This window comes from Pseudomonas graminis (assembly GCF_900111735.1).
In the GTDB taxonomy this organism is placed as follows: domain Bacteria; phylum Pseudomonadota; class Gammaproteobacteria; order Pseudomonadales; family Pseudomonadaceae; genus Aquipseudomonas; species Aquipseudomonas graminis.
Genome location: NZ_FOHW01000017.1, coordinates 100,620 through 124,747 on the forward strand (window position 1 = coordinate 100,620; position 24,128 = coordinate 124,747).

General features: G+C 57.6%; 19 protein-coding genes, 1 tRNA gene and 1 pseudogene. 9 read left to right on the plus strand and 12 right to left on the minus strand.

Features of this window, described 5'->3' with window-relative positions; translation table 11 throughout:
- Positions 1 to 287: 287 nt before the first annotated feature.
- Positions 288 to 359 (plus strand) — tRNA-Arg (locus tag BMY98_RS14585).
- Positions 360 to 455: 96 nt separating this feature from the next.
- Here the strand turns inward: BMY98_RS14585 and BMY98_RS14590 are convergent.
- From BMY98_RS14590 to BMY98_RS14605, 4 genes are all read right to left on the minus strand, one after another.
- Complete coding sequence (locus BMY98_RS14590) at positions 456 to 2,045, minus strand: sensor domain-containing diguanylate cyclase (RefSeq protein ID WP_074890359.1); 1,590 nt, start codon at positions 2,043 to 2,045, stop codon at positions 456 to 458.
- A gap of 23 nt (positions 2,046 to 2,068) precedes the next feature.
- The gene (locus BMY98_RS14595; protein ID WP_074890360.1) at positions 2,069 to 2,665 is read right to left on the minus strand and encodes a chemotaxis protein CheB; all 597 of its coding nucleotides are present in this window, start codon (positions 2,663 to 2,665) and stop codon (positions 2,069 to 2,071) included.
- Positions 2,666 to 2,870: 205 nt separating this feature from the next.
- Positions 2,871 to 4,511 carry a malate dehydrogenase (quinone) gene (gene mqo / locus BMY98_RS14600; RefSeq protein WP_074890362.1) on the minus strand — a complete coding sequence of 547 codons (1,641 nt, stop codon included), beginning with the start codon at positions 4,509 to 4,511 and terminating at the stop codon, positions 2,871 to 2,873.
- A 378-nt stretch (positions 4,512 to 4,889) separates the two neighbouring features.
- Positions 4,890 to 6,521 (minus strand): methyl-accepting chemotaxis protein, encoded by a 1,632-nt coding sequence (locus BMY98_RS14605; protein WP_139214501.1) that lies wholly within the window; start codon positions 6,519 to 6,521, stop codon positions 4,890 to 4,892.
- A 316-nt stretch (positions 6,522 to 6,837) separates the two neighbouring features.
- Here BMY98_RS14605 and BMY98_RS14610 point away from each other — a divergent pair, with 316 nt between their 5' ends.
- Complete coding sequence (locus BMY98_RS14610) at positions 6,838 to 8,442, plus strand: tetratricopeptide repeat-containing response regulator (protein WP_074890363.1); 1,605 nt, start codon at positions 6,838 to 6,840, stop codon at positions 8,440 to 8,442.
- On the plus strand, positions 8,439 to 9,131 hold the full coding sequence (locus BMY98_RS14615) for a sensor histidine kinase (RefSeq protein WP_074890365.1): 693 nt from the start codon (positions 8,439 to 8,441) through the stop codon (positions 9,129 to 9,131). The genes BMY98_RS14610 and BMY98_RS14615 overlap by 4 nt, the downstream gene beginning before the upstream one ends.
- A gap of 89 nt (positions 9,132 to 9,220) precedes the next feature.
- Here the strand turns inward: BMY98_RS14615 and BMY98_RS14620 are convergent, their stop codons facing one another.
- Together BMY98_RS14620 and BMY98_RS14625 are read right to left on the minus strand one after the other, a co-directional pair.
- Complete coding sequence (locus BMY98_RS14620; protein WP_074890392.1) at positions 9,221 to 9,943, minus strand: FadR/GntR family transcriptional regulator; 723 nt, start codon at positions 9,941 to 9,943, stop codon at positions 9,221 to 9,223.
- Positions 9,944 to 10,190: 247 nt separating this feature from the next.
- Positions 10,191 to 11,933: an IlvD/Edd family dehydratase gene (locus tag BMY98_RS14625; RefSeq protein ID WP_074890367.1), complete on the minus strand. Its 1,743-nt coding sequence runs from the start codon at positions 11,931 to 11,933 to the stop codon at positions 10,191 to 10,193.
- A 230-nt stretch (positions 11,934 to 12,163) separates the two neighbouring features.
- On the opposite strand from BMY98_RS14625, the gene BMY98_RS14630 reads away from it, so the two are divergent.
- The 6 genes from BMY98_RS14630 (at position 12,164) to BMY98_RS14655 (ending at position 18,431) form a co-directional block, all read left to right on the plus strand.
- Positions 12,164 to 13,480 (plus strand): MFS transporter, encoded by a 1,317-nt coding sequence (locus BMY98_RS14630; protein WP_074890368.1) that lies wholly within the window; start codon positions 12,164 to 12,166, stop codon positions 13,478 to 13,480.
- Positions 13,481 to 13,657: 177 nt separating this feature from the next.
- Positions 13,658 to 14,650 carry an AraD1 family protein gene (gene araD1 / locus BMY98_RS14635; RefSeq protein WP_074890370.1) on the plus strand — a complete coding sequence of 331 codons (993 nt, stop codon included), beginning with the start codon at positions 13,658 to 13,660 and terminating at the stop codon, positions 14,648 to 14,650.
- A 177-nt stretch (positions 14,651 to 14,827) separates the two neighbouring features.
- Positions 14,828 to 16,153, plus strand: coding sequence for an MFS transporter (locus BMY98_RS14640; protein ID WP_074890372.1), 1,326 nt, complete (start codon positions 14,828 to 14,830; stop codon positions 16,151 to 16,153).
- An 83-nt stretch (positions 16,154 to 16,236) separates the two neighbouring features.
- Positions 16,237 to 16,536 (plus strand): DUF5629 family protein, encoded by a 300-nt coding sequence (locus BMY98_RS14645; RefSeq protein ID WP_074890374.1) that lies wholly within the window; start codon positions 16,237 to 16,239, stop codon positions 16,534 to 16,536.
- Positions 16,537 to 16,882: 346 nt separating this feature from the next.
- Complete coding sequence (locus BMY98_RS14650; RefSeq protein WP_074890376.1) at positions 16,883 to 18,052, plus strand: lactonase family protein; 1,170 nt, start codon at positions 16,883 to 16,885, stop codon at positions 18,050 to 18,052.
- A 196-nt stretch (positions 18,053 to 18,248) separates the two neighbouring features.
- Positions 18,249 to 18,431, plus strand: a complete 183-nt coding sequence (locus tag BMY98_RS14655) for a hypothetical protein (protein WP_074890378.1) — start codon at positions 18,249 to 18,251, stop codon at positions 18,429 to 18,431.
- A gap of 433 nt (positions 18,432 to 18,864) precedes the next feature.
- Here BMY98_RS14655 and BMY98_RS14660 read toward each other — a convergent pair whose 3' ends face one another.
- The 6 genes and pseudogenes from BMY98_RS14660 to BMY98_RS14690 form a co-directional block, all read right to left on the minus strand.
- Positions 18,865 to 19,383, minus strand: coding sequence for an SMI1/KNR4 family protein (locus BMY98_RS14660; RefSeq protein ID WP_074890379.1), 519 nt, complete (start codon positions 19,381 to 19,383; stop codon positions 18,865 to 18,867).
- 594 nt (positions 19,384 to 19,977) lie between these two features.
- Positions 19,978 to 20,569 (minus strand): annotated as a pseudogene (locus BMY98_RS14670) (type IV secretion protein Rhs); the annotation flags it as partial.
- Between the two features lie 35 nt (positions 20,570 to 20,604).
- Positions 20,605 to 20,988, minus strand: coding sequence for a hypothetical protein (locus tag BMY98_RS14675; RefSeq protein ID WP_074890381.1), 384 nt, complete (start codon positions 20,986 to 20,988; stop codon positions 20,605 to 20,607).
- Positions 20,989 to 21,195: 207 nt separating this feature from the next.
- Positions 21,196 to 21,771, minus strand: a complete 576-nt coding sequence (locus tag BMY98_RS14680; RefSeq protein WP_074890383.1) for an imm11 family protein — start codon at positions 21,769 to 21,771, stop codon at positions 21,196 to 21,198.
- A gap of 246 nt (positions 21,772 to 22,017) precedes the next feature.
- Positions 22,018 to 22,812 (minus strand): hypothetical protein, encoded by a 795-nt coding sequence (locus tag BMY98_RS14685; protein ID WP_074890384.1) that lies wholly within the window; start codon positions 22,810 to 22,812, stop codon positions 22,018 to 22,020.
- Positions 22,813 to 22,820: 8 nt separating this feature from the next.
- Positions 22,821 to 24,128 (minus strand): RHS repeat domain-containing protein (locus tag BMY98_RS14690; RefSeq protein ID WP_074890386.1); only part of this gene is annotated, 1,308 nt, incomplete at its 5' end.

Below are 24,128 nucleotides of genomic sequence, written 5' to 3' on the forward strand. Positions count from 1 at the left end.
TCGGGTACCTTCGCTGGGGACGGCGTTCAGAGGGGGTGATTCGCGAAGAAGAGAGGTGCAGTCTGCATGCCAACCCTTAAACCAAAAAAAAGCTATTAAAATCAATGGGATATTTATATTTTTACGGATTGTAGGATTGCGTTTTGCAATGAGGCCCTTGGCCATCGTTGCATTCTGCACGATAGCCCTCTGATGTGACCGGCGCGCAGCGTCTTACAGCTTCCGATGGTAATGACGACATGACAAGCCAGCGGCTTGTCGTTAAGATGCACGCCGTCCGTTTTGGTGTCCTCTTAGTTCAACGGATAGAACGAGCCCCTCCTAAGGGCTAGATGCAGGTTCGATTCCTGCAGGGGACATATCTGATTCACCTGCACTCCCGCCAGAACACTGTGCCTCTCCCGCAACACGCCTTCTCCAGTCACACGTCCCGGCCGTTTGGCCAGCCAGCCCAATCAATCTGTCGTTTGTGCCTGCGCGCTCGCCTGTGTGTGCTGATCCGCGTACCACCGGTTGCGGCCATTATTTTTTGCGTAGTAAAGATAGGCATCCGCCGCCTTGATCATGCCGGCAGGGGTGGTGTCTTCCAGCGCGGGGAATCTGGCCGTGACACCTGCGCTTGCGGTGACGATCTGTTCCGGATGATCGGCGTGTTCCAGGGCGAGCCCTCGGATGGCCTGCAAGATGTCCGCGGCGAGACGGCCGGCACCCTGGATATCGGTATCCGGAAGGAGCACCGTGAACTCCTCGCCACCGTAGCGAACGGCGAGGTCCGCCGGCCGTTTCAACACCCCGCTGATGGCCTGGGCGACCTTCTGCAGACAGTCGTCACCCGCCGCATGGCCGTAGCGGTCGTTGAAGCGCTTGAAGTAATCGATGTCGAGCATGATCAAGGCGAGCGGGTAGCGCTGTCGTTTTGCCCGGCCGATCTCGCTGTTAAGCGCCATGTCGAGGCGGCGCCGGTTGCCCAGTTGCGTCAGGCTGTCCGTCAGGGCCATGTCTCTGACGGCCTGATGGGCAAGGCGAATTTCGCTCTCCATGGCCATGCGACCGCGCAACTGGGTGAGCACGATGAAGGCAAATCCAATAAAGCCGGCGACCAGCACCAGCAGCACAAGTCCGGACTTGAGCAGATCGCGACGCCACGGCCCGACAAAGGATTCTCTCGACAGCCCTGCCTGGACCACCAGCGGATAACTCGACAACGCCCGAAAGGCGTACAGCCGGTACGTGCCGTCGACGACGGCTTTGATCTCCGCGATCCCTTGGTTGGCGGTCAGCAGGTAGCGTTTGAATATCTCGCTGTCGGCAAGGCTTTGCCCCACAACGGAATCCATGAACGGGCGCCTGACCAGAATGGTTCCGTCACGCATGGTCAGCACCAGTGCGCCGCGATCATCAATCTTGAAGTCGCCGTAATAATCCATGAAGTAGCTGAGCTTGATGGTCCCCAGAATCACGCCCGCGAACGAGCCGTCAGGATTATTCAGCCGTCGTGAGACCGGGATGATGAGCTCGCCGGTGGAGCGGCTTTTGACCACGTTGCTGATGCGCACACGCGGGTCTTTATGGTCGCGGTGATAAATGAAGTAGTCCCGGTCCGCATTGTTCGGGGTGTCCGGGGGCACATCCTTGTCCGTGACGATCCATCGCCCATCGGCGCCGTAGATGAACAGCCCGTGGAGCTGAGGCATGAGTCTCGATTGCTGCACCATCAATGCATGGATGCGCGGCGCGTTGATAGTCGCCAAACCATCGCCCTCGACCCGCTCACCGAGGGTGTACGTGAGGATGTCGACCTGCCGGATGGCGTCCTCGGCGTGCTGCGCGGTGGCACGCGCCAGGTTGGTGACCGAGTCCCGGGCGAAGTCGTAGGCGTGGTTGTAATCGCGCCAGGCGCGCCACCCCTCGACCGAGATGAACGTCAGCAACACCAGAATCATGAACGCAAGGGTGAGCCGAAACACGGCCGTGTTGCGCCCCGGTCCCAGGTCCAGTAGATCAAAGGCGCCTGACGGCGGTGGATGCTGTTCGCCTCCTGGCATGCTCTCTGGCCTCCTGTTAGATATCAGCTGTGGACGCTGCCGACCGCTTTGATCAGGGCGTCCGCCATTTCTTCCGCACTCAGCTGAGGGCTCAATATGGTTTTTCGCATCGTCTCAATCGGCATGCTGGGCACCGGCGCTTCGTCGGGGCGCTGGACGAAACTCAACCCGCCAGCGTTCCTGACTTCTACTGCCCCATCCGCACCATCGGAATCGCCCCCTGACAGCACCAGGCTAATCACCCGCTCGCGAAACACTTCGGCAGCAGTGGTGAACAGACGATCGGCGGCAGGACGTGCGAGTTTCACCTTGGGGCCATCGTCGAGATGAATGATCCCGGGCGAGACGATCTCCAGGTGCCGGTCTGCAGGAGCCAGATACACACGGCTCGGCAGTACCGGCTCGCCTTCTTTACCGTAGCCTACAGGCAGCGTCGAGTAGCGACCGAGCACCGAAGCCAGGTAGTCCGGGCCTGACGGGTTTGTGTGAATCACGATGAGCACGGCAGCCGGAAAATCCGCCGGGAGCCTGGCGAGCAGCTTGCGCAGGGCCTCGGTCGCGCCTTGTGAACCTGCGATGACGACGACATCCCTCAGCACTTGGGTGTTTGTAGTGTCCATACCGTTCTCCCTGACTGGATCTATAGGGTGGACCCAACCCAAGCGCTTGCCGTTCATTTTCACGTCATCAGCGGCTGCCGGATCTCTTCCGGCCATTCATGCGTCCCTTGGGTCGGTCCCCAGGCAATAAAAAAGCCACGAGACGCGAAGTCTCGTGGCTTTCGTGAGCAGCAGCATCGAAATCGATGCGACCGGTCAGGCGTTATTACAGCGCCATGTCGCTGGCTGGCTTGCTTTCAGCAGGCTTGCCCGGCGCGGCAGTGCTGGTGCCGACGCTCTGATCGAGCACAGGCGGCTTGCCCAGTTGCAGCACTTCGGCGGTGTAGTTCCACTCTTGCTGCACAGCAGCTGGCGATTCATTCAGCTTGGTGCCATAGCTCGGCACGATCTGATGGATCTTCGCTTGCCACTCTGGCGTCGCGACCTGAGTCTTGAACAGTTTTTCCAGGACGTTGAGCATGATCGGTGCAGCGGTCGATGCGCCTGGCGATGCGCCCAGCAGGGCAGCGATGGTGCCGTCCTGCGACGAAACGACTTCGGTGCCCAGTTTCAGCACGCCGCCTTTATCCGCGTCACGCTTGATGATCTGCACGCGCTGACCGGCCTGCCACAGGCGCCAGTCTTCTTTCTTGGCGTGCGGGAAGTATTCCTGCAGCGCCTTGAAGCGGTCGTCGTCAGACAGCATCAACTGACCGGCGAGGTACTCGACCAGCGGGTACTGCTCGATGCCCACTTTGGTCATTGGCCAGAAGTTGTGCGTGGTCATGCTGCTGAACAGGTCGAAGTACGAACCTTCTTTCAGGAACTTGGTGGAGAAGGTCGCGAACGGGCCAAACAGAATGACGCGCTTGCCGTCCAGCACGCGGGTGTCCAGGTGCGGAACCGACATGGGCGGCGCGCCGGTGGAGGCGATGCCGTAGGCCTTGGCCATGTGCTGCATGGCAACGGTCGGGTTCTCGGTCACCAGGAACGAGCCGCCGACCGGGAAGCCTGCGTAGTCCTGAGCTTCGGGAATGCCGGATTTCTGCAACAGCTTCAATGCGCCGCCGCCTGCACCGATGAACAGGAACTTGGCGTCGGTACCGGTGGTGGTGCCGTCTTTCAGGTTCTTGTATTCAACGTGCCACGAGCCGTCGTCGTTACGGGTGATGTCGTTGACTTCGCTGGACAACTTCAAGTCGAAGTTCGGGCGGGTCTGCAGGTACGACACGTACTGACGGGTGACTTCACCCCAGTTGACGTCGGTGCCGATAGGCGTCCAGGTGGTCGCCAGCTTCTGCGAAGGATCGCGGCCTTCCATCATCAGCGGGACCCACTTGGCGATCTGCGCCGGGTCTTCGGAGTACTGCATCGGGCGGAACAGCGGGCTGGCCTGCAGCGCGTCGTAACGCTTTTTCAGGAATTTGATGTTGTCATCGCCCCACACAAAGCTCATGTGCGGTGTGGTGTTGATGAACGAAGGCGGGTTCTTCAGGACGCTCTGGCGAACCTGCCAGGACAGGAACTGACGGGTAACCTGAAAGGCTTCGTTGATCTCGATGGCTTTAGAGATGTTGACCTTGCCGTCTTTGTCTTCAGGCGTGTAGTTCAGCTCGGCGAGGCCGGAGTGACCGGTGCCGGCGTTGTTCCAGCCGTTGGAGCTTTCTTCGGCGACCGCATCAAGACGCTCGACCATTTCCATCGACCAGCTCGGCTCGAGTTCATTGAGCCAGACGCCCAGGGTCGAACTCATGATGCCGCCGCCGATCAGCAGTACATCGACTTTCTTGCTTTCTGCGGCGTGGGCTTGCAGGAAGGTGGCCGAAATCGCGAGGCCCAGTAGAGCGGTGCTCGTTTTCTTGAACATCGAATCATCCAATAGATAGAAAGTTATCCGCCTGCAGGATTCGTCGCGCAACGTCCTGCAGTGCCGGGCGCCAGTGTGCGGCGCGAACGTCAGACAGGCTTCGCTCTCGGAAAACGAGGAGGAAGGGTCAAGAGGCCAGTCAACAGGTCGACCTCGTGTTCTATGTCCCTCGGTGCTGTGCTTTTTATTCGATCATTGGAATCAGCAGCTTGAGTAAACATCATCCACCGCAGGACCTGGTCATCAGGTCCATCCCCTGCGGCGGGCGGGGATTGTACCCGAAATGTCATTTTCGACAAATCGGGTGCCAAATTAGTCAATACGCCATTTTGTCTCAGGGTGGCGATTAGCTGGCGGGGCGCCGAAACGCCAGGCCGGTTACAGCGTGAATTTACCCACCATGGAGTGGAAAGACACGGCAAGTCGCGACAGGGCCTGACTCGACGCACTGGTCTGATTGGCGCCGGCTGCGGTCTGCGTCGACAGGTCCTGGATATTCACCAGATTGCGGTCCACCTCGCGGGCCACTTGCGCCTGTTCTTCGGCCGCGCTGGCGATCACCAGGTTACGTTCGTTCATCTGGCTGACGCCTTCGCTGATGCGCTCCAGTGCGTGGCCGGCTTCCGTGGCCAATGACTGGGTATGCACGGCGATCGTCTGACTCTTGCCCATGGCCTTCACGGCTTCGTCGGCACCATTGCGCACCTTGGTGATCATCGACTCGATTTCGCCGGTGGAGGTTTGGGTGCGGTGGGCGAGGGCACGAACTTCGTCCGCCACCACCGCAAAACCCCGGCCCTGTTCGCCGGCGCGGGCCGCTTCGATGGCCGCGTTGAGTGCCAGCAGGTTGGTCTGCTCGGCAATCCCGCGGATCACGTCGAGCACTTGGGTGATATCGCGAATCTGCCCGGCCAGCGCTTCGACGCGGTGGGTCGACTCGGTGATTTCCACGGTCATGGTGTTCATTGCGGTGACAGCCTGTTTTACCTGTTGCTGGCCTTTGATGGCATCTTCGGACGTCTGCGCAGACACCTGCGACGCGCTGGCGGCGTTGCGCGCCACTTCTTCCACGGCGGCGGTCATCTGGTTGACGGCGGTCGCGGCCTGCTGGATTTCATCGTTCTGACGCATCAGCCCACGGGTGCTGTCATCAGTGACCATGGTCAGTTCTTCAGCGGCGGACGCCAGTTGGTCCGAAGCGGTGGCGATTTGCTGAACAGTGCCCTTGAGGTTGCCCTGCATGTTGGACAGCGCCTTGAGCAACTGCCCGGTTTCGTCCTGGCCACCGACGGGGATAGGCTGACTCAGGTCACCCGCCGCCACGCGGGTCGCGCCGGCCACCGATTGGTAGATCGGGCGGGTAATCATGCGTGTGACGATCAGCCCTAACGTAATGGCGCACACCACCGCGATCAACGAACCGATGATCAGAATCCACGTCACCTGGGTGTCGGTTTCAACCCCGGCCTGTGCCTGCTCTTTGGCCTGGCGCAGGTTAAATTCGATCATGATTTTCAGTTCGCCCATGGTCTTGCGGTAGCTGGGCGTCACGCTGGTCGCCGCCAGTTTGCTGGCTTGTTCGAGGTCGCCGCTCTGCGCTACGGACAGCGCGTTGAGGGCGGCGCTTATGTAAGCGGCCCAGTCGCGTTCGAAGTCATCGCCTGCGGCTTTTTCATCTGGATCGAGCGGGGTGGCGCGGTAGGTCTTGAAGTCCGTCTCGGCCTGGGCCTGGTTTTCCTTCAGGGACTGGATCGCTGCGTTGACATCGTCCGGGTTGGCCTTTAGCGCGCTCAGTCCGATGGCCTTGAAAAAGTCGCGGTTGGTGGCGATGACGTTAGCCTTGACCGAATCGACTTTGGCGATCGATACCAGATTATCGTTCACCGTGTTATCAAACAGCTCGTAGAGTCGGGAGATACCGCTCTGCCCCAGTACACCTACCACCACAGTGATCAGCGCACACAGGCAGAATGCCGAGAGAAGCTTGGTCTTCAATTTCAGATCGGTCATCTAGGACATGGGGTGCACTCAGAGGGGATGGGTGTGGCTGTTGACTACGCGTTGCATGACTGGATATCGGCGGAGCGCCCAAGGACTTTACCCATTCTCTTGGGCTCGCTTCGGCGTCGGTGCTCCGTCGCCACGGCGCGGGCGCGTCAGTTTTCCCGCGCGGCGTGCCTAAGCTTTGCTCAGCAGCCGCCGATAACTGGGACAAGCGGTGTCATGCCGCAACTCTATTGGCCGTCTCTGCCCGGACGTTGGGAAAGAGACCGCTGCTCTTGCAAGTGCCTCAGGGCCGAATTTTTATCCGGTGACAGGAATCTCGATGCTGGCGTGGAACCAAAAAAACTTTCTGATCGTCGACGATTTTTCCGACTTCCGCAGTTCGGTCCGATCGATGCTGCGCGAGTTGGGCGTCAAGGTAGTGGACACTGCCGACACCGGCGAGGAGGCGCTGAAGATGTGCGCGCAGAAGCGCTACGACTTCGTTCTCCACGACTTCAATCTGGGCGACGGCAAGAAGAACGGCCAACAGGTGCTCGAAGACCTGATGACCGATCGGCTGATCAGTCATGAAAGTGTGTTCGTCATGGTCACCGCCGAAAACAGCCAGGCGATGGTGATGAGTGCGCTGGAGTGGGAGCCGGATGCCTACCTGACCAAGCCGTTCAACCGCGCGAGCCTGGCTCAGCGTCTGGAAAAGATCGTCCAGCGCAAGACGTTGCTCAAGCCGATCCTGCAAGCGCTGGACCGTGGCAATCCGACGGAGGTGCTGAACGCCTGCGTCGCACTGACCAAACAGGATCCTCGCTTTGCGCCGCTGTGCCTGCGCTATAAAGCCGACGCACTGCGTGACCTCAACCAGCACGAGCCGCTGGAAACCTTTCTCAAGTCGATCCTCGCCGACCGCCCGCAACCCTGGGCGTATGTGGCGTTGGGCAAGCTGCTGTTCAAGCGCGGGCGCAATGCCGAAGCGCAGACCGTGTACGAAGAAGCGATTCGCGCCTTCAATGCCATGCCGGTGCTGTATGACGGGCTGGCCGATGTATTGGTGGCCAGCGGCGATAACAAGCGCGCGCAGAAGATGCTGGAAGAGGCGGTGCGGTTATCGCCGTACGCCGTGCGCCGTCAGCGTCTGCTGGGCAAGCTGGCGCTGGAAAATGAGGACTTCGACGGCGCTTCAAAGGCGTATCGTCAGGCCGTTTCCCAAGGCCAGTTTTCCCGCTTCAAAGACCCGGAAACCAATCTGGGTTTTGCGCAGGCCCTGATCAGCCGTGGCGGCGAGCGCGGCCTGGATGCGCGCGCCCGCGTGGAGATCAATCAGACCCTGACCGAGGTGGCCAAGGAAAACGGCAACGACGCCGGCCTGCAAGTGCGCGCGCGTCTGATGAAAGCCACCAGCGTCGCGTCCTCCGACCCTGAAATGGCCGCCAAGCTGACCGAGCAGGCGATGGAGCGGCTTGAAGGCATGGAGCAGTTTCTCAGCGCCGATGCAGCACTGGCAGTGGCTTCGCAGCTCAAGCTGCTCGGCCAGGAAGACGCTGGCGCGGGCATTCTGAAAAGCTGTGCCGAAATTTACGGCGACGATCCACTGGTGATGCAGAACATCGCCAAACAGACCGACGATCCGGAGATTCTGGGCGCCGGCAAGGCGGCCATCGATTTCAACATTCAGGGCATTCGCTGCTACCGCGCCGGCAAGCTCGGCGAGGCGCAGGACCTGTTCCGCCAGGGCCTGGCCCTGCAACCGAAGAACATCAGTATCGCCCTGAACATGGCGCAGTCGCTGCTGCACATGGGCGTTCAAAACCTCGACGCGGCGAGCCTGGCGGAATGTCAGAACAGTCTCAAGATGGTGGGCAAGATGCCGGAGACCGACGCTCGCTTCGAACGTTTCCAGAAACTGCGACTCAGGGCTTTCGGCGAATGAAAGATCAGGATCTCGGGCTCGACTTCTCGATGGTGATTGCTTCCACCGTCCATGACATGAAGAACTCGCTGGGGTCGTTGATCCAGGCCCATGGCCAGTGGGTCAAGCAGCTTCCCGAGGCCTGTCGTGGTACGCCGGATCAGGGCGTTATCGATTACGAGTTCGCTCATCTCAACGGCATGCTCGTGCAGTTGCTGGGGCTGTACAAGCTGGGGGTGAACCAACTGCCGTTGCGCCCCGATTATCACGAGCTGGATGACTTCATCGAGGCGCAACTGGCGTTCCATCAGGAAGTGCTCGTCAGTCGTGGCATCACCGCGCGCTATGCGGTGAACGACTTCGGTCTGCCGGGCTTCTTCGATCGCGAGCTGGTGGGGTCGGTGGTGTCCAACGTGGTCATCAACGCCATTCGCTTTGCGCGCAGCGAAGTGCTGATTACCGCGGGGCAGGTCGGTGAGCAACTGGTGATCAGCATCAACGATGACGGCCCGGGGTTCCCTGCGCACATGATCGAGGAGCAGACCGACTACGTGCTGGGCATCAACCAGAACAGCGGCAGCACGGGATTGGGCTTGTACTTCGCGGCGAATATCGCCAGACAGCATCAGCGCAAAGGCGTCCCCGGCCACATCGAAATCGCCAACGGCGGTGAGCTGGGCGGCGGGTTGTTCAGCATTTATCTGCCCTGAGATTGCGTGCGCTTTGCTGCGGTCGAGAGCAGATCAAAGGCTTCCCGGCTAAAGCCGGTCCTACGAAGTGCACGCGTCGTTTTGTGGACTTACAACTTCACGCCTTGCCCCAACACCACATTCAGCGCGTTGCGTGCATCATCCAGTTGCACCAGCGTGGCGTGATGGGCACCCAGCGCATCGCGGTTTTCGATGGCGGTAAGGATGGCACGATGGCGGGGCAATGCCAGTTCGTGCAGGTTCGGGCGTTTGTTGGAATGCTTCAACGCCTCGCGCAGTGCCAGCGAGAGCATGTTGCACAAGTGCGCGAGCAGGTCGTTGTGGGTGGCGTCGGCGATGCGGCTGTGGAAGTCGAGGTCCGGTTGCAGCACGTCTTCAACGGTCGGCGCCGCGGCCATGCGCTCGTAGGCTTCGCCGATGGACGCAAGGTCTTCGGGTGTCGCGTGTTGCGCGGCGAGTGCGGCGGCGGCCGGTTCGATGATGCTGCGCACGCTGGTGAGCAGGGCGAAAAACTCATTCTGCGGCGAGCTTTGCATCAGCCAGTGCAGCACGTCCGGATCAAGAATGTGCCACTCGCGGCGCGGCTTGACCACCGTGCCCACCCGCGGCCGTGAATACACCAGACCTTTGGCGACCAGCACCCGCGTGGCTTCACGCAGCACCGGACGACTGACGGCATATTCTTCACAGAGCAGGGCTTCGGCGGGGAGTTTGTCATCAGGCTTGAAACGGCCCGAGACAATCTGCATGCCGATGTCCTGGACAATGCGCGCGTGCATGCTTTTACGGTCGGAGGGCTTACGGTAATCCATGGGGCGCGGGGCAATCCTGAGCGGTGAATGCGGCGCATCATAGCATTGGCGATAGAGCGCAAGGGTGGACTCTGCCTCCACCTGTAGGAGCGTGGCTTGTCCCGCGATCTGGCGCGAAGCGGCAGCAAAATCATGCGCCCGGCGCATCAATGGAATCGCGAGCGCCGGGTGGCTGCCGGTGCCCGGCAGATCGCGGGACAAGCCACGCTCCTACAAGGGCGTGGCGCATTCAATCAATGGCTCTTTATCAATGGGAATGCCGTGGCACTTCCGAGCCGCGCATGCCGACCAGGAAGTCAAAGTCGCAACCTTGATCCGCCTGCATCACGTGGTCGATGTAAAGCTGACGATATCCGCCGATCAGCAACTGTGGCGGCGCTTGCCAATCGGCCAGGCGCGCGGCCAGTTCCGCTTCCGGAATGTCCAGGTGCAAACGGCCGGTCGCGCAATCCAGTTCAATGAAGTCACCTTCCTGCACCACCGCCAGCGGACCCCCGGCAGCGGCCTCGGGTGCGACGTGCAAAACCACAGTCCCATAAGCCGTGCCGCTCATGCGCGCATCGGAAATCCGCACCATGTCGGTCACGCCCTGGGCCAGCAGCTTGGCGGGCAGACCCATGTTGCCGACTTCGGCCATGCCCGGATAACCCTTGGGCCCGCAGTTCTTCATCACCAGAATACTGTCGGCATCGACGTCCAGGTCCGGATCGTTGATGCGCGCCTTGTACATGTCGAAGTTCTCGAACACCACCGCGCGACCCCGGTGCTTCATCAACGCAGGCGTGGCAGCGGACGGCTTGAGCACGGCGCCCAACGGCGCAAGGTTCCCGCGCAGCACGCAGATGCCGCCATCGGCCACCAGCGGATTGTCGATGGCGCGGATCACTTCGTCGTCGCCATAGATCGGCGAGTTCTGCACGTTTTCCCACAGGGTCTTGCCGTTGGCGGTCAAGGCGTCGGGGTGGGGAATCAGATTGTTCTCGCCCAGACGACGCAACACCGCAGGCAGGCCACCGGCGTAGTAGAACTCTTCCATCAGGAAACGCCCGGAAGGCTGCAGGTCCACCAGCGTTGGCGTGCCGCGACCAATACGGGTCCAGTCGTCCAGCTCCAGGTCCACGCCGATACGACCGGCGATGGCTTTAAGGTGAATGACCGCGTTGGTCGAACCGCCGATGGCCGCGTTGACGCGAATGGCGTTTTCAAAGGCTTCGCGGGTCAGAATTTTCGACAGGCGCAGGTCTTCGTTGACCATCTGTACCGCGCGCATGCCGGACATGTGCGCCAGTACATAACGGCGCGAATCCACCGCAGGAATCGCAGCATTGTGCGGCAGCGAGGTGCCCAGCGCTTCGGCCATGCACGCCATCGTCGAGGCAGTGCCCATGGTGTTGCAGGTACCGGCCGAGCGCGACATGCCCGATTCGGCGGAAAGGAATTCGTCGAGGCTGATCTGCCCGGCTTTATAGGATTCGTGCATCTGCCAGACGATGGTGCCGGCGCCGATGTCCTTGCCCTTGTGTTTGCCGTTGAGCATCGGCCCGCCGGTGACGACGATGGCCGGAATGTCACAGCTGGCAGCGCCCATCAACAGGGCAGGGGTGGTCTTGTCGCAACCGGTCAGCAGCACGACGCCGTCGATGGGGTTGCCGCGGATCGCTTCTTCGACGTCCATGCTCGCCAGGTTGCGGGTCAGCATGGCGGTCGGGCGCAGGTTCGATTCGCCGTTGGAGAAGACCGGGAATTCAACCGGGAAACCACCGGCTTCGATGACGCCGCGTTTGACGTGTTCGGCGATGGTGCGGAAGTGGGCGTTGCAGGGGGTGAGTTCGGACCAGGTGTTGCAGATGCCGATGATCGGCTTGCCCTGGAACTGGTGGTCGGCGATGCCTTGGTTCTTCATCCAGCTGCGGTACATGAAGCCGTTCTTGTCGGCGGTACCGAACCACTGGGCGGAGCGCAGCACGGGTTTCTTATCGGAATCAGACATAAATCGGCACTCTTATTGTTAGGCTTTATTTGTAAGACTAAAGGCTGCAGGTGACGACTAAAATAGGCCGAAAATGTCACGAGTGGAAGAGTTGTAGTCTTAAATAGTAATACTATATAGTCGATCTCGACCGAGGGACGACCCTGCCGGCTTCATCCGCAGCAATGCGCACACGAAGGCAGAGGCGATCCCCGCATGCTTCCATAACAAAAACAATGAGGACCGCATCCATGAGCCAGGAACTCAGGCTTATTCGTCGCATCACCCTGAAACTCATTCCCTTCCTGATCCTGCTCTACCTGATTGCCTATGTGGATCGCTCCGCCGTCGGTTTCGCCAAGCTGCACATGGGCGCGGACGTCGGCATCGGTGACGCGGCCTATGGCATGGGTGCCGGCCTGTTCTTCATCGGCTACTTCCTGCTGGAAATCCCCAGCAACCTGATGCTCGAACGCTTCGGCGCGCGGCGCTGGTTCGCGCGGATCATGCTCACTTGGGGCGCGATCACCATGGGCATGGCCTTCATCCAGGGCCCGACCAGCTTCTATGTCATGCGCTTCTTGCTCGGCGCTGCCGAAGCAGGGTTCTTCCCGGGCGTTCTGTACTACATCACCCAATGGTTTCCGGTCCGCCATCGCGGCAAGATCCTCGGCCTGTTCATCCTTTCCCAACCCATCGCAATGATGATCACCGGCCCGATTTCCGGCGGTCTGCTGGGCATGGAAGGGGTGGCCGGGCTGCATGGCTGGCAATGGCTGTTCCTGTGCATCGGTGCGCCGGCGATCCTGCTGACCCTGCCGGTGTTGCGCTGGTTGCCTGATGGCCCGAAAGACGTGAAATGGATGGACCCGGTCGAGAAGCAATGGCTCGCCGGCGAGCTGAAAAAAGACCTGGAAGAATACGGTCAGACCCGCCACGGTAATCCGTTGCATGCGCTGAAGGACAAACGCGTCCTGTTGCTGGCGCTATTTTATCTCCCCGTCACGCTGAGCATTTATGGCCTAGGCCTCTGGCTGCCAACGCTGATCAAACAGTTCGGCGGCAGTGACCTGACCACGGGTTTCATTTCTGCCGTGCCCTACATCTTCGGCATCGTCGGCCTGTTGATCGTGCCGCGCAGCTCCGACCGGCTCAATGACCGCTATGGCCACTTGGCGGTGCTGTATGTGATCGGCGCGATCGGTTTGTTTCTGAGCGCGTACCTGACGGTTCCGGTGCTGCAACTGGCGGCGCTGTCGCTGGTAGCGTTCTCGCTGTTTTCCTGCACGGCAGTGTTCTGGACCTTGCCCGGTCGTTTCTTCGCCGGTGCCAGTGCAGCGGCGGGCATTGCGCTGATCAACTCGGTGGGCAATCTGGGCGGCTACATTGGCCCCTTCGTTATCGGCTGGTTGAAAGAACTGACCGGCAATCTGGCCAGCGGCCTGTACTTCCTTTCGGGCGTGATGATCTTCGGCCTGATCCTGACCGGCGTGGTCTACCGTGTTCTGGAACGCAAGCACGTCTTGCCCGAATCGAAATTCGCCGCCAGCGCGCGCGGCTCTCGTTAACCTCAGGCCGCATGTAGGAGCGTGGCTTGTCCCGCGATCGTCGACGAAGTCGTCGTGAATCGGAATGATCCGTGTGTCAGGCACACCGGGTTTTCCGGATTTGCTGCCGGTCCCCGGCAGATCGCGGGACAAGCCACGCTCCTACAGGCCATGCACACATCCAAACAGGAGAATCCCATGCATTTAGTACAGTTCGAGCTGGGCAACGGCCAGCGTCGCGTCGGTCTGGTGGACGGTCCGCTGGTGCGCGAAATCCAGGGCGCCACCAGCACCCGTGAGCTGGCCCTGGCGGCCATCGAAAAGCACATCTCCCTCGCCGAGCAGGTCGACAGCCTCGGCCTGGGTGACAGCCACGATTACTCGCAGCTGCGCGCCGATCTGATGATCCTGCCGCCGCTGGATCACCCGGATCCGGCCCACTTGCTGGTCAGCGGCACCGGGCTGACCCACCTGGGCAGCGCCTCGGCGCGGGACAAAATGCACCAGCAGGGCAATGACGAAGCGGGCATGACTGACACCATGCGCATCTTCAAATGGGGCGTTGAGGGCGGCAAACCGGCGGCCGGTCAGCCAGGCGTGCAGCCGGAGTGGTTCTACAAGGGCGACGGCAGCATTGTGATTCGTCCCGGTGAGTCGTTCCCGCAGCCCCCATTCTCCGAAGACGCCGGCGAAGAGCCTGAGCTGAGCGGGCTGTACGTGATCGGTCACGACGGCAAGCCTTACCGTCTGGGTTTCGCCATCGGCAACGAGTTCTCGGATCACGTCATGGAGCGCAAGAACTACCTGTACCTCGCCCATTCCAAGCTGCGCGCCTGCTCCTTCGGCCCGGAGCTGCGGGTTGGCGATCTGCCGCAAAACCTGGCGGGCACCAGCCGCATCCACCGTGACGGCCAGGTGCTGTGGGAGAAGGAATTCCTGAGCGGCGAGGCCAACATGTGCCACAGCCTGGAAAACCTCGAGTACCACCACTTCAAATACGCCCAGTTCCTGCGGCCGGGCGATGTCCACGTGCATTTCTTTGGCACCGCGACGCTGTCGTTTGCCGACGGCATCAAGACCCAGCCGGGCGACAAGTTCGAAATCAGCCAGCATGAGTTCGGTGCGCCGTTGATCAACGGCATCAAGCCGGCCGAGGCTGTTTTCCAGCCTGGCGCTATCAAGCAGCTGTGATGCCTCGCCGCGCTGCAGAAACCCTGTAGGAGTGAGCTTGCGCGCGATGCGACGGTTCAGTCACTGAAAGGGGTGACTGGAATCACGCTATCGCGAGCAAGCTCACTCCTACAGTTGCTTGCCTGCTAGCGGCTGCGCTCGATACGACACCCATAAAAACAAAACGAGGTGCGACCCATGACCGCCACTGCCATCCCGCTGGAACGGGTCGATGCCGACGCGCTCGAGGACAGCATCTACCGCAAGGTGAGCTGGCGAATCGTGCCGTTGTTCATCGCCTGTTTCCTGTTTGCCTACCTGGACCGCGTCAACATCAGCTTCGCCAAATTGCAGATGGCCAGCGACCTGGGTTTCAGCGAAACGGTTTACGGTCTGGGCGCGAGCCTGTTCTTCGTCGGCTACTTCCTGTTCGAAGTGCCGAGCAACGTGCTGCTGCACAAGATCGGCGCGCGGATCTGGATCGCGCGGATCATGGTCTCGTGGGGCATCGCGTCGGCGTGCATGATGTTCGTGCAGACCGAATTCTGGTTCTACACGCTGCGCTTTCTGATCGGCGTGATGGAAGCGGGCTTCGTCCCCGGCGTGCTGTATTTCTTCACCCAGTGGTATCCGGGCTCACGTCGGGCGCGGGTGAACTCCTACTTCAAAAGCTCCATCTGCCTGTGCGGGATTGTCGGCGGTCCGATTGCGGGCCTGATCCTCGGTCACTTCGACGGCGTCATGGGCCTGGCCGGCTGGCGCTGGCTGTTCCTCATCGAAGGCATCCCTTCCATTCTGCTGGGCGGCGTGGTGTTCTGGCTGGTCAAGGACCGTATCGAAGACGCTACCTGGCTCAGCGATCAGGAGAAGCAAGTGGTGCTGGCGCGCATGGCGAAAGAGGCCAGGCCCGTCGTCAAACAGACCGTGAAAGATATCTGGAAGCACCCGACCACCTACGTGATGTCAGGCATTTACCTGTGCCTGGTCATGGCGCTGACCGGCCTGTTGTTCTGGATGCCGCAGCTGATCAAAACCGCCGGTGTGGCCGACACCCTGAACATTGGCCTGCTGACGGTGATTCCGTATGTAGGCGCGGTGATCGGTAACCTGCTGATCGGCGCCAGCTCCGACCGCCACGGCGAGCGCCGCTGGCACATGGCAGGCTGCGCGACGCTGACGGCTGCGGGCTATCTGGTCTGTGCGTTGTTTCCCGGGCAACTGGTACCGCTGATGATCGGCATGACCATGATCATGACCGGCATCATTGCCTGGATGCCGATCTTCTGGACCATCCCGCCGCGCTTCCTCACCGGCATCGCTGCGGCTGCGGGCATTGCGCTGATCAACTCCCTGGGGCAACTGGGCGGGATCATCGCGCCGTTCATGGTCGGTCGCATCAAGGACCTCACCGGCACGGCAACGCCTGCGCTGTTCGCGTTGTTCGCCGTCAGCGTGCTGGCCATCGCGCTGATCGTCTGGGGCATCCCGGCGCGTTACTACGCCAGGGAAGCGGTTCAGGACTGAACCTGCGGTCGCCAGACGCCGAGGCCAGCGCTTCGGCGTCTTTTCACCTATCATTCGCGCTTTCACTGATGCGAACGACTGCCATGACCACCACACCTGATTCCCTGCGCGCTGAACTCCAGACTGCGCTGACCGCCCACAGCATGCTGGAAATCGACGGCCTGCACGCCTTCGAATTCACCCTCGACGAAATGCTCCAGATCGAAAGCATGGACGGCCGCGAGCGCAAGGTCTGGCGCTTCTCGCTGGCGCAGATCGACGCCGCCGAATTCGATGCCGCCTTGCAAAGCTGGGTCATCAACGACGGCAATGCCGACCACCGCATCCTTGTGCTCAATGGCATCTCGGCAAGTGACGAGGATGAAGAGGGCGAGCAGGAATAAGCCCGCGCCCATCAATCAAGGCGACATTTTTGAACTCAATGCGGATCTGTGGCCGGATCGGGATCAAATGTAGGAGCGCGCTTGCCCGCGATTGCGGTGGGGCAGCGAGATATTCAGTGGCTGACACAACGCATTCGCGGGCAAGCGCGCTCCTACAAGGGATTTGTGTCGTTTAGAGATGCTGCGGTCGATCTGGCTCCTACCGACTTGTTACGTGCCGCGTATGAGCGACACGTCCCGCCATTTCACGACGCCCAGCCAGCAACTACTTTCTCCACCACGCTGTCATAGCCCATGACCTTCCGCGTGCACGGCGCGCCAACAACTCCAACAAGAGAACAGCCCAATGACTCCCAGACTTCTGCCGTGGTTAGCGCTCGCCAGCAGCCTTTCCGCGCTCTCCGTTCAGGCCAAACCCATGACTGATTACGACGTACTGGTCGGCTCCTACACCGCCGGCACCAGCGAAGGCATTTACCGACTCGGTTTCAACACCCAGACCGGCCAGCTCGACGCCAAACCGCGTCAGGTGATCAACAGCGACAACCCGTCCTGGCTGACGCTCTCCAAAGACCAGCGCCACTTGTTCGCGGTCAACGAGAACGGCCCGGGCCAGAAAGACGTCGTCGGCAAGGTCAGCAGCTACGCCATCGACCCCAAGACCCACGCCGTGTCGTTCCTCAATCAGGTTGAAACCAAAAGTGACGAGCCGACCCATTCCGGCCTGAGCCTGGACGGGCGTTTTCTGTTCGTCGCCAACTACGCCGTGCACCCTGATCCGGGTGGCCTGCTGGCGGTGGTGCCGGTCGGCAAGGACGGCAAACTCGCGCCGGTGGTGCAGACCGCGACCCACGAAGCGAGCAAGGTCAATCCGGAGCGTCAGGCTTCATCCCACGTCCACGCCGCGGTACCGACGCCGGATGGCAAGTACCTGATCGCGATGGACTTGGGCGCCGACAAGATGTTCGTTTTCAACTATGACGCCAAGAAGCCCCAGCCGCTGCAACCCGCGAAAGTGCCTTCGGTCGATCTGCCAGCGGGCAGCGGTCCGCGTCACCTGACCTTCAGCAAAGACGGCAAGCACGCTTGGCTGACCATGGAAATGACGGCGCAAGTGGCGGTGTTTGACTACCACGACGGCGTGTTCAAGCAGACCCAACTGGTGGACCTCGCCAACAAGGAAGGTCAGCAAAACCGCGCTGCCGGTGGCCTGCACACCTCGCCGGACGGCAAATTCCTCTACGTTGCCAACCGTGGCGAAGTGAATGAGTTGCTGGTGTTCAGCATTAACGCTGCCAACGGCCAGCTCAAGGAAATCCAGCGCCGCGCCGTGGAAGGCAAGGAGCCGCGCGAATTCGCCTTCGACCCGAGCGGCCACTTTGTGCTGATCGCTAACCAGAAGAGCAACCAGATCGTGACCGTTCGCTTTGACCCGAAAACCGGCCTGCTGGGCGACACCGTGCAGAAAGTCGACTTCGATTCGCCATCCGACTTTCATTTCCTCACGGCCAAGTAATCCCCAAGCAAGCACATAAGCGACACTTTGACGCAGGCTCAACCCTTGGTTTTCAAGGGCTCTGGGCCTGTATCAATTCAGGTGATATGGGCTAGTGCCAGAAAAGATTTTTTCCAGAACATCCTCGGGCGTAACTTTCATTCCACGGCCACGACGGTCAAGACTTGAAACGACACACCACAGCGAGGTACCCACCATGAACTTCAACATCTTCTCCATCATCGCCGCGTCCGCCATCTCCGCCACGGTTGCATTGCCTGCCAGTGCCAGTGTTGAAGCCACCGACAAAAAAGTCAGCTCGACCCAGAGTTACACCCCGAAGTACCTGCAACAAAGCGCCAACTTCTACGCCGCTCTGGATCACAAGATTCAACAATGAATAGCTATTCGAAGTGAATCCATTCCCCGTTAACGAACGTATCGTTGCCGGGGAATGGATTTGTAAGAACCTGATAAGAGCTGCAACTGTTTGATCACCGGAAAACGCTTTCGCGAGCAACTTCGTCTTCCACAGGTTGATGCGACCCACTGACCATTGCGTGTCAGGCCCTGCATCAAGTGCCGGCGAGCTTGTTCGCGAAAGCGTTGGATTCCTCCCCTTTGGTCCCCGTCTGCTGGATAAGCGATGGGGATTTTTTTGTGGGTTGGATTCAAGGGGCGATGATGAACTTGTGGGGGCGAGCTTGCTCCGTTCTGAGCGCTTTCCAATAAGATTGTCCCAAGCGTCGCAGGCGTATTCCAATACTTTGCGGGTCAAAGAACGAGATTTTGTAAAAGACAGGTAATTTTATTTCGGAGACTTGTCTGGAGATCTATGCATCTTCTATTGCGACTGGATTTCCCCCCGTCTGATTCGAAATTAACTTGTAGAGCTCCCCCAGGCTCGGCGAAATAAAGTAGAGACTTCCACTATCGTTTATCTCTGGAATATCTGTATCTCTTATTGAATTGTATTCATGTGAGTGAGTTCGATCCCAGTAGTAGATACCAGTCCTTTTAGGTTCTGAGACAATCACATAAGGGTTACCCCCGCCATCTTCGCCAATAGCAATGGCATTATTGAGGAAAGCAAGCTCCTCAATAAATTCTTGATTGAACGCCACCACATCGTTGCATTCTTCTTCAGGGAGCCACCCAAATAGCCGATCAAAGCTAATGAGTCCCTCTGCGATCGAGCTCAGAGGGATTTCTACGTAATCGGGAGCCGCTATAAAAAAGCCATTCATTTCTTGCAAAAAAATGCGGTACTCTATTGGAAGAGACTTGCCTAGCGCCAATTCAACTTGAGCTATGTCAGTCGCGGTCAGTCCTCTTTTATATACTATAGGCATTTCGTTACCCGCAATAACAAGTGGATTTAATGTTTTTACCCCGGCTGTTATCTAAGCTCGAAAAAAAGTGGTCAAGGCTATTATCCACCTGACCACTGAATTACTGCACAACCCAAAAAATCAAATCAGACCAAAATACATTTCTAGGAATTTATTAAAGCTTGACCACTGCGGCTTTAATTTTCCTTGCGTAAAGTCAGTCAGATCTTGCCCCAGTGACAACTCCACCACCTCGCCGCTGACTTTGTTATAGAAAAATCCCCCTTCACCTTCAAAGCTGTCCAAAGGAAGGTACTCCTTAGGAAGGTTGAGGGTTTCATGTGCTCGCTTTAAAGCAAGATCATAATTAGAATTCTTAGAAAACCAACACACTTGGTATATCTCTTTTCCCTTTTGGATAAAGGTCGGACCGTCCTCCGCGTGAAGGTAAAATTCTGCAAAGTCGGACGACACGTCCACTCCTAGTTTTTGGAGTTCTACTTCATATTCAGGGCTCGCATCATCGAACCACCAACCTTGGGTCTTGCAAAAGTTAACAATCTTTTCGGAGAGCATTTTATTTATCCACAGTTTGCAGCGACTCTGGAACCACCAGACCAGCGTAGTCAGCTGGTGATAGCTGTAGCTGACGGTCCGACCAAGCGGATCAGTCTCTTCAACCAGACGCGCGTATTCGTCGTACTTGAACGTCAGACGGTTGCCATCTGGCAGCGTCAGTCCGGTCATGTTCCCGTTGTCATCGATCTCGATCTCGATCGCGTAACGTTCGCCACCGTAGTCACGGCCGGCGAAGACGCGATGATCTTCGTTGTAGTGCACCTCCAGCCCGCGGCTCAAGACGTCAACCGCCCAGGAAATCCGATTTTTGAAGTCGTAACGGAAATGAAAGTTCTCGCCGTCACTGGTCCAGTGCTCCATCACGCGCGGCTGACCGTCACGGGTTTCCCGGCGGTAGTTGCAGCTCAGGCCCGGGGCGTTGCTGTGACTGACATCACGCCGTCGGCGTAGCTGAAACGACGCATGGGCGAGCTGACTGTCGTTGTCGTACCGATACTGGACGAGGGTTTCAACGGCCAAGTGTCGACCACGCGTTTGACGTCGGTCAAGCGGCCCAGCGGATGTAGTAATCCAATTGGACGCGCACGCCGCCAGTAGCACTGATGTCAGTGAGCGTGCCGGCGACGATGCACGTGAAATACGGTTCAAATGACTCCGTATTCTTCACAACGATAACTCGACATGACTTCCGCAAAACATATCCTGCAGCGCGTGCTTCAATGCAGATTTTTGATCTTGCGAGTGATCCCTATCTTGAAAAAACTTAGCCACATGGGTTCTCGCCCCGAAGAATTCCGCAAACTCAGGTCTAACTACTAATTCCAACCTATCGGAGTGGTAGGAGATTTTTTCTATCGCATTAGATCTCTCATATTTAGATTCATCTGTTAGAAGCCCGATACCATCATCCACGGTAGCGTTATCTTCATCATCCAAGCGCGTAATGATGATGAAGTTCGAAGGGTTTTCGGGATGATCGCCCAAGCCAACGGTCATAACTCCATCTTCTTCATAACTTCTTATAGTAGACGCGACAAAGCTTTTCATTGATGATTCCTCAATTAGCCGCAGGCATCCGATCGCCTTCGTCGTAGGCGTTGTCCTGCCGTGCATCCTGATTCACCTTAACTCCATATTTTTTGCAGCTGCTCCGCCCTATCGCCGTAGCCGATTCCATCAACCCATGTCACATGCCCGCCCAAGCTGTGGCTACCTTGGCCCGTCAGAGCGCTGTTGGTTGTGAAAGCATACTATTCAAAAACTGTTCTTTACCAAGCGATCTTTAAATTGAACACCAACTATTTGATTTGAGTCGAACAACTGCTTCACCCGCTCAACTGCCAGCATTACCGTAAAATCCTCTTCCGCCCGAAATATGTCAACAGCTGGAGAAATGTCTTTTTTAAGCACAATATCCGTGTATTTTTTTGGACCATCGGGGATATAACTCAACAACGGCTCGCACTTTGAATTTTTTGAATCGAAAGCTGCCAACGCATTGGTAGTATTTACGACTTTATAACCCTTATACTCCTTACCTTTGATATATATATCGGCATCGATGAACTGCAAGCCAGAAATGTTGGAGCTTACTAAAATATCGTAAAGCCTAGGACTGATAAAATTAGGACCATCGCTGAAGAGAAAGTCAAATCCCAAAACCCTTTCTAGACTTACGCGCTTGTCTAAGCGTAACTCTAAGGCCCAGGTACCAGTCACCTCAGCGCCGGTTTTTAGTTCTATTGAATCTTGTCCCGTCAGGATCTTACTCTTGAACCAGTAACTTTCCGGATAAGTGTCCGATATTTGCATAATAAAAGCCTTAACCACAGATAGCCCCCTTACTGAACTCTTATTGAGAATTGTTCTCCAGGTCGCAGACCTTTTCATTCATCAGCAATGACGCTGTCGACCGCGTAGCGGTTTTTCCAGATGGTGCTGTTCGAGAACGGAGATCCAGCTATCGATATTAACCAGCATTAACACCTGAATCATGAATAGAATGACTGGGATAAAGTTTTCAGCCACCTCTCTAAATGAGTCTTAAAGAGCACTTAAGAGCCAAATACAAAAAAATCAATTTTTCAAATAATCACCAAACCAAAAATTCACAGCATTCTCATTAATTCCATACTTACCCAGCCAGAAATCAACGGGATAGCTCCAGTCGGTGGACCTGGATTTCTTTGGAACCAAGCCAATATTTTTATATTCGTTTAGGAATCCTTTGTGTTCAGGCGTCTCAAGTACTCCTAGATGACCAAGCAAGTCAAGTAATCCTCTAGACTCATCTTGGGAAAACTTGAGCTCGTTAATCCCTCTAATTTTTTTTTCCAAAATAACTGGTGTATCACCAGCGCTGGCCGAGCTCAGTACAGACAGCACAGCTTTCATTTTTTTCCCAGAAGGGACAGAGAATTCACGCTCCCTATTGCTCTCAGCCAAGAAGAAATATAGCTGCTCCGGAGCTCCATTATTAGTTGAGCCCCCGAGATAACGCATCGCATTAACTAGCGTGAAGTCAACTTTTCTTTTTTTGAAACCGCTGCAAATACCACATTGAATACCAGCGTGCGACTCAAACTTATGATCTGGGAATTTTTGCATTATTGCATAAGCCGAAAGCGCAGCTCTTTTTTGAGGCTCATTGTTCTCCAAGCCCGAAAGAAATTCTTGCACCACTTTACTTTTCTCAGCCTTAGCCATTTCAATGTGAAGCTTCTCAATCAGATCGTCATGCTCCATTTCGACGACCGGGAAAATCATCTCATATTCTTTTAATACCTCAATAGAAGATGAGTCCTGCATGTTATCAACAGATCCACTTCGCAAAAAATCCTTCAATGCCTTATTTAGTTTCGTATTAATCATAAAACACCTTAACAAGTAGCGCCTTTCACATTAGCAGGCTTTCCAGCAATATTAGAAGATTTTCTGGTTTCGATCCCGGGCAACGCACTGATCTTACTAGCGCCTTTCGCCTCGAGGTAGGTGCTCGCTGCACTCATTCTTTCCGCGCCAACGCGTGTTGAGAGCTTGGCCTCGGATATACCCTGAATTTTGTTACCTCTAACATTAGCACTGCCACGCCCCAGCACCTGACGCTCCCGAATACCTGAGCTTTCGATGCCTCGGACAGTGTCATATGATGTCCCTTTAGCAGTAACTTGCGTAATACTATCCCCACTCGCCAACCGTGGACCATCTGCTCCTACCTTGCCTTCGTGACGGCGCATCACATCACTGAGCGAAGCGTTGTCGGATGCCCGGCCGTGATAGAAAACATCGCCTTTGGCATCTGACAGAAAATAGTTCCAATCCAGCCCTAGGGGGTCAATCCAGGCAACAGGGTTATTACAGTACCCATAGAAATTAGTCCCCCCATCTAACCCAATCGGATCTTGCGTTATAAACCGCCCAATCTCCGGATCGTAATACCTGAACGTGTTGTAGTGCAGTCCCGTTTCCTCGTCAAAGTACTGACCTTGGAACCGCAGATTCTGTTCAATCTCACTTACCGCAAGCGACTCGATCTCCCCCCACGCCTTGTACGTCGCCTGCCAGACAATCTGGCCATCCACATCCGTCATCTCCAGCGGCGTGCCGATCTGGTCGGTGTGGAAGTAGTAGAGCTTTTGCTCTGGCTCACCCTCGTTTTGGTCGACCCGGGCAAGTGGCGCATAGCTGCCCGGCTCGTAAATGTAGAGGCTACTCTGCGCCGGCGTTTCCTCACGCAGCAGGCGCAAACCTTGCCAGAGGAATTGCTTGTGCTCGGTTTGGCCTGCAATCTCGGACGTCTTCCCGACGCGCCGCCCCAGGCTGTCGTACCGATACGTGCCAACGCTGTGCACCTGGCTGTTGACCATCGTTTCCGAGCGCACAAGTCGGTTTTCGCAGTCATACGTAAACGTCTGCAGCTTGCTCAGCCCTGAGCGCTTTTCGATCAGGTTGCCCCAAGCATCGTAGGTATATTCCTGATCGCGCCATTGCTTGATTCGGTTGTCTTTGACGTGGTCGAACTGGCTGGTATTGAAATTCAGACGGTTAGCCGCAGCGTCGTAGCGAAACTCCTCGCTATCCACCAATCGCCCAGTGTCGCGACTGTGCAGCTGCCCGTTGGCTTCATACTCGTACTTAATCTCGCCACGCAGTTTGTCGAGCGTGCGGGTCAGTTCTCCCGCTGGATC

Excerpts from the sequence above, each read along its gene's own strand:
- BMY98_RS14660 (WP_074890379.1), bottom strand. The coding sequence starts at position 19,383 with ATGCCTATAGTATATAAAAGAGGACTGACCGCGACTGACATAGCTCAA.
- BMY98_RS14655 (WP_074890378.1), top strand. The coding sequence starts at position 18,249 with ATGAACTTCAACATCTTCTCCATCATCGCCGCGTCCGCCATCTCCGCC.
- BMY98_RS14625 (WP_074890367.1), bottom strand. The coding sequence starts at position 11,933 with ATGTCTGATTCCGATAAGAAACCCGTGCTGCGCTCCGCCCAGTGGTTC.
- BMY98_RS14645 (WP_074890374.1), top strand. The coding sequence starts at position 16,237 with ATGACCACCACACCTGATTCCCTGCGCGCTGAACTCCAGACTGCGCTG.
- BMY98_RS14610 (WP_074890363.1), top strand. The coding sequence starts at position 6,838 with ATGCTGGCGTGGAACCAAAAAAACTTTCTGATCGTCGACGATTTTTCC.
- araD1 (WP_074890370.1), top strand. The coding sequence starts at position 13,658 with ATGCATTTAGTACAGTTCGAGCTGGGCAACGGCCAGCGTCGCGTCGGT.
- BMY98_RS14620 (WP_074890392.1), bottom strand. The coding sequence starts at position 9,943 with ATGGATTACCGTAAGCCCTCCGACCGTAAAAGCATGCACGCGCGCATT.
- BMY98_RS14630 (WP_074890368.1), top strand. The coding sequence starts at position 12,164 with ATGAGCCAGGAACTCAGGCTTATTCGTCGCATCACCCTGAAACTCATT.
- BMY98_RS14640 (WP_074890372.1), top strand. The coding sequence starts at position 14,828 with ATGACCGCCACTGCCATCCCGCTGGAACGGGTCGATGCCGACGCGCTC.
- BMY98_RS14595 (WP_074890360.1), bottom strand. The coding sequence starts at position 2,665 with ATGGACACTACAAACACCCAAGTGCTGAGGGATGTCGTCGTCATCGCA.
- BMY98_RS14605 (WP_139214501.1), bottom strand. The coding sequence starts at position 6,521 with ATGACCGATCTGAAATTGAAGACCAAGCTTCTCTCGGCATTCTGCCTG.
- BMY98_RS14685 (WP_074890384.1), bottom strand. The coding sequence starts at position 22,812 with ATGATTAATACGAAACTAAATAAGGCATTGAAGGATTTTTTGCGAAGT.
- mqo (WP_074890362.1), bottom strand. The coding sequence starts at position 4,511 with ATGTTCAAGAAAACGAGCACCGCTCTACTGGGCCTCGCGATTTCGGCC.
- BMY98_RS14650 (WP_074890376.1), top strand. The coding sequence starts at position 16,883 with ATGACTCCCAGACTTCTGCCGTGGTTAGCGCTCGCCAGCAGCCTTTCC.
- BMY98_RS14675 (WP_074890381.1), bottom strand. The coding sequence starts at position 20,988 with ATGAAAAGCTTTGTCGCGTCTACTATAAGAAGTTATGAAGAAGATGGA.
- BMY98_RS14615 (WP_074890365.1), top strand. The coding sequence starts at position 8,439 with ATGAAAGATCAGGATCTCGGGCTCGACTTCTCGATGGTGATTGCTTCC.
- BMY98_RS14590 (WP_074890359.1), bottom strand. The coding sequence starts at position 2,045 with ATGCCAGGAGGCGAACAGCATCCACCGCCGTCAGGCGCCTTTGATCTA.